This is a genomic window from Streptomyces colwelliae (genome assembly GCF_048158785.1).
Lineage (GTDB): Bacteria > Actinomycetota > Actinomycetes > Streptomycetales > Streptomycetaceae > Streptomyces.
On the sequence record NZ_JBLTJC010000575.1, the window covers coordinates 1 to 4,707 of the forward strand.

A 4,707-nucleotide genomic window follows, 5' to 3' on the forward strand; every position below is an offset into this window, starting at 1 on the left:
GTACGTGAGGGCCCCGCTGCCTCGCACCCCTGCTTGTCCCGAGTGACGTGAGAGTGCCGCAGCCGGCCGAGCGCGTGAGTTCCCCCGACCCGCTCGCCGCCGAAGCCCGCCGCCCCGAACCCCCGCCAAAAGCTACGGCAACATCGGATAGCTGCCCGTACTCGTCGGCGCATGCTCCGGCAGCCACAGCACCGCGACCGCGCCCTCCGCCGGGATGTGGTCCGGTGCTCCCGCCGGGCGTACGTTGCGGAAGGTCAGGCGGGCGCCGAGGACTCGGGCCTGGCCGGCCGCGATGGTCAGGCCCAGGCCGTGGCCGTGGCCCGCGCGGTCCTTGCTGCCGGTGCGGAAGCGGCTCGGGCCCTCCGCGAGGAGTTCCTCGGGGAAGCCGGGGCCGTGGTCGCGGACCCGGATGACGCGGCCCTCGACGGAGACCTCGATCGGCGGTTTGCCGTGCCGGGCCGCGTTGGCGATGAGGTTGAACAGGACGCGCTCCAGGCGGCGCGGGTCCGTCGTCACCTCCGACTCGTGCACGACGTGCACCACCGCGTCCGGGTCCTTCGCGATCACCCGGCGGCTCACGAAGTCGCCCAGCATGAGGTCCTGCAACTCGGCCCGCTCGGACGCCCCGTCGAGCCGGGCGACCTCCAGCACGTCCTCGACCAGCGTGCGCATCGCCTTCGCGCGGTCCAGGACGAGTTCCGTGGGGCGGCCCGGTGGGAGGAGTTCGGCCGCGGTCAGCAGACCCGTCACCGGCGTGCGCAGTTCGTGCGCGATGTCCGCCGTAACCCTTCGTTCCGCCTCAAGGCGCTGTTGCAGCGCGTCCGTCATCGCGTCCACCGCGCGCGCGAGGTCGTCGGTCTCGTCCCGTACGACCCCGCCGATCGCGTCCCGCACCCGTACGTCCGTCTCGCCCTTGGCGACCTGGTTCGCCGCGGCCGCCGCCTTGCGCAGGCGGCGCGAGAGCTGGCCGCCGATCAGGACACCGAGCGCGCTGCCGCCGAGCACAGCCGCGATCGAGCCGATCACCAGGGCCTGGTCGAGATCCTTGAGGATGTCCGTGCTGCGGTCGGTGAACCCGGTGTGCAGGGACATGACGTGACCGTCCTTGAGCGGTACGGCCGCCCAGATGTCCGGCACTCCGTGCGGCCGGTCGGTGACGTACGTCGCCCGGCGGCCCTCCTCGACCTTCTCGCGCAGCGCGGGCGGCAGACGCGGGTCGTCGATCTTGATGCTGGGGAAGTTCGGCCGCCCGGACAGCTCGTAGTTGCGCTGCGCGATCTGGACGCGCTCGTCCGCGAGGTCGCGCGCGTTGTCCAGCATCGAGACCCGGGCCGCGTTGTGCACGACCAGGCTGAGCGCGATCGCGACCAGCGTGCCGACCAGCGCGATGGCCGCGCTGAGCTTCCATCTCAGGCCGGTACGGATGCCCGCTCTGTCCATGAACGACGGGACCGTGCGCCGTGAATTCCCCCGCATACCCCTGCTCAGGCCTTCAACTTGTAGCCGAAGCCGCGGACCGTCTCGATCCGGTCCTGGCCGATCTTCGTCCGCAGCCGCTGCACATGGACGTCCACGACCCGGGTGTCACCGCCCCAGCCGTAGTCCCACACCCGCTCCAGAAGCTTGTCGCGGGACAGCACCGTGCCCGGCGCCGAGGAGAATTCGAGGAGCAGCCGCATCTCCGTCGGCGTCAGTGCCACCGGTTGGCCGGCCCGGCGTACCTCCATGCCCTCGGTGTCGATCTCCAGGTCGCCGAAGGTGAGCACCCCGCCGCCGACCGGGGCCGCCTCCGCGTCCGCCGTACGGTCGCTGCCGCTCGCGTGTCCGAAGCGGCGCAGCACCGCGCGGATGCGGGCGACCAGGACGGCACCGTCGAAGGGCTTCGTCACGTAGTCGTCGGCCCCGGCCTCCAGGCCGAGTACGACGTCGATCGAGTCGGCGCGCGCCGACAGCATGATCACCGGGACCGTCGAGTCGTCCCGGATACGGCGGCACAGGCTCACCCCGTCCAGGCCCGGGACCATCACGTCCAGCAGCGCGATGTCGGGGCGGTCCGCCCGGAACGCCTCCAGGCCCGACAGCCCGTCGGGCATGGCGGTGACCACGAAGCCGTCCCGCTCCAGGGCGAGTTGGGTGGCCTCGCGGATGACGTCGTCGTCCTCGACGAACAGGACGTGGGTCTGGTCTGCCATCCCGGTGCTCTCAGTCCTCGTGTGGGTCGTTCTCATGCATGGGACGCCTGGGGCGGCGTCCGCGTTCACTGAAGCATCGGATCGGGGCGGCCGATCGGTTCGGTTCCGACCGGTTCGGTTCCGACGGGATTCCTTCGGGGCCGGTTCCGGTCGGTTCCGATCGGTTCAGTTCTTGCTCGGGGCGGGCGAGGCGTCGCCCCCGACCGCGTTGCTGTACTCGTTGTGGGTGCTGTACTCCTGGACGAAACGGCCCGAGGTCCAGCGGTACGTGATCACGTTCTCCCCGGAGGGACTCGACACCGGGTCGCCCTTCTCGTACACCTGCTTGGTGACGACCAGATCGCCGCGGTCTATCTCCGCGTAGACCGGGGGTTCCTCGGCCTTGAACACATTCTCGTACGTCCCGCCCTTGTCGCGATACACGTACGAGCCGATCCCCACCGCATCGCCGCAGGTCATCACGTTGACGACGACGTCGTTCGCGGTGCTTCCGGTCAGCTCGCCGTACGACACGTCGACCGCGTACTCGTCGGCGACGCACGGCTTCAGCTCGTGCTTGACCGCCGCCGAGACCTTCGGGTCGTCCATGACGAGTTTGACCGCGTCCACGTGGTCGTCGGTGGTCGCGGAGGGCGAGGGGGACTTGGCCTCCGCGACGCCCGCCACCGAGTCTGAGTGCGCCGGGCCCTCGTCGCGGGCGCCGGTGCCGCCGGTGGCGCAGCCGGACACCAAAAGGGCCAGGGCGGCGAGCACGGCCAGCGCCGTGAACGCCGCCTCAAGGCTTCCGCGCACCCTGCTGGGCCCGGCGCCGTCCCTCGCGCCGGGCCCAGGGGTGTCGTCGCTCAGGCCGCGCAACGCTCCCGCTCCTCACGCTCCAGCGCGCGTGCGTCCAGGTCGCGGGCCTCCAGCTCCTCCCGGAGCCGGGCGAGCGCCCGGTGCAGCGTGCTCTTGACCGTACCGGCCGACATGCCCAGGGCCGCGGCCGTCTCTTCGGTGGACATCTGCTCCCAGTGTCGCAGGACGACAACACTGCGCTGTTTCGGAGCGAGAACTTTCATGATGTCCATAAGAAGCGCCCGGTCCGCGTGCTGCTCGGTCGCGTCGTCGACGCTCGCGTCCGGCAGCTGCTCGGTGGGGACCTCTTCGAGCTTGCGGGCCCGCCACCACTCGGTCCGCGTGTTGATCATGACGCGGCGCAGGTACGCGTCCGCGAGGCGCTTGTCCTCGATGGTCTCCCAGCGGCCGTACGTCCGTACCAGCGCCGTCTGGAGCAGGTCCTGGGCGTCGACCGGGTCCGGCACCAGACGGCGGGCGCTGCGCAGCAGCGCGTCCTGTCGGGTGCGGACGTACTCCTCGAATTCGAGCACCTCGCCCTGCGCCATGATCAACCGCCTCCATCCCCGTTTCCGACCCGCCTGCTGCCGGTTGTCCTCTGCTGCCGTCCCGCTGGTCTGCGGTACGCAAATGAAGTTACGGAGGGGTTGTCACGGCACTGTGCGGAGCAGCCTGCAGCACCTACGCCTCGGACGACGGACCCCGCGCCGAACCGGCCGACCCCGGGCACGCCCCCACCCAGGTCGTGAGCCCCGATGGCCCGTGACGCGAGCCTCTTCTCCGGCCGCCCCTCCGAGCTGATCGGGCAGCAGATCGCGGGGTACCGCATCGAGGACGAGATCGGCCGCGGCGGCATGGCCGTCGTCTACCGCGCCCACGACCTCCGCCTCGACCGCACGGTCGCCCTCAAGCTCCTCGCCCCCGAACTCGCCCGCAACGACACCTTCCGCAAACGCTTCACCCACGAGTCCCGGGTCGCCGCCGCGATCGACCACCCGCACATCGTCCCCGTCTTCGAGGCGGGCGAGACGGACGGCGTCCTGTACATCGCGATGCGCTACGTCTCCGGCAGCGACCTGCGTCATCTCCTGGACCGGGAAGGCCCGTTGGCACTCCCGGTGGCGGCGCGCATCGCCACGCAGGTCGCGTCCGCGCTGGACGCGGCCCACGAACACGGGCTGGTCCACCGGGATGTGAAGCCCGGGAACATCCTGGTGGCCCGAGGGACCGACAGCGACCACCCGGAACACGTCTATCTGACCGACTTCGGTCTGACGAAGAAGTCGCTGTCACTCACCGGGTTCACGACTGTCGGGCAGTTCGTGGGTACGCTCGACTATGTGGCTCCTGAGCAGATCTCGGGGCGGCCGGTCGATGGGCGGTGCGATGTGTACGGGCTGGCGTGCGTCGTCTACGAGACCCTCGCGGGGCGGCCGCCGTTCCGGCGGGACGATGACATGGCGCTCCTCTGGGCCCACCAGTACGACGTGCCTCCGGCGGTCAGTGAGGCTCGGTCCGGTCTGCCGGGGCACGTCGACGGGGTTTTCGCGAAGGCGTTGGCGAAGAGTCCTGATGATCGGTACGAGTCCTGCCTGGCGTTTGTCACGGAGCTGCGCGGGGGTGAGGCCGGGCATGCGCCTACCGAGGTGGACCGGCGGGTGGCGGTGGCTCGGGGGCGGGA

The 4,707-nt window shown here is 70.7% G+C and carries 5 protein-coding genes; 1 reads left to right on the forward strand and 4 read right to left on the reverse strand.

The features are described from left to right. Positions 1-132: 132 nt before the first annotated feature. The 4 genes from cseC to ACNFOC_RS51155 form a co-directional block, all read right to left on the reverse strand. Positions 133-1,440, reverse strand: coding sequence for a two-component system sensor histidine kinase CseC (cseC, locus tag ACNFOC_RS51140; RefSeq protein ID WP_416965824.1), 1,308 nt, complete (start codon positions 1,438-1,440; stop codon positions 133-135). A 44-nt stretch (positions 1,441-1,484) separates the two neighbouring features. Continuing rightward, the gene (cseB, locus tag ACNFOC_RS51145) at positions 1,485-2,192 is read right to left on the reverse strand and encodes a two-component system response regulator CseB (RefSeq protein ID WP_405973425.1); all 708 of its coding nucleotides are present in this window, start codon (positions 2,190-2,192) and stop codon (positions 1,485-1,487) included. 165 nt (positions 2,193-2,357) lie between these two features. Next, the gene (locus tag ACNFOC_RS51150; RefSeq protein ID WP_416965825.1) at positions 2,358-3,047 is read right to left on the reverse strand and encodes a hypothetical protein; all 690 of its coding nucleotides are present in this window, start codon (positions 3,045-3,047) and stop codon (positions 2,358-2,360) included. Next, positions 3,035-3,574, reverse strand: coding sequence for a SigE family RNA polymerase sigma factor (locus tag ACNFOC_RS51155; RefSeq protein WP_019064956.1), 540 nt, complete (start codon positions 3,572-3,574; stop codon positions 3,035-3,037). The genes ACNFOC_RS51150 and ACNFOC_RS51155 overlap by 13 nt, the downstream gene beginning before the upstream one ends. Before the next feature lie 207 nt (positions 3,575-3,781). Between ACNFOC_RS51155 and ACNFOC_RS51160 the strand changes: the two genes are divergently transcribed. Beyond that, on the forward strand, positions 3,782-4,707 hold a 926-nt coding region (locus ACNFOC_RS51160; protein ID WP_416965826.1), incomplete at its 3' end, for a serine/threonine-protein kinase.

Excerpts from the sequence above, each read along its gene's own strand:
- cseC (WP_416965824.1), bottom strand. The coding sequence starts at position 1,440 with ATGGACAGAGCGGGCATCCGTACCGGCCTGAGATGGAAGCTCAGCGCG.
- cseB (WP_405973425.1), bottom strand. The coding sequence starts at position 2,192 with ATGGCAGACCAGACCCACGTCCTGTTCGTCGAGGACGACGACGTCATC.
- ACNFOC_RS51155 (WP_019064956.1), bottom strand. The coding sequence starts at position 3,574 with ATGGCGCAGGGCGAGGTGCTCGAATTCGAGGAGTACGTCCGCACCCGA.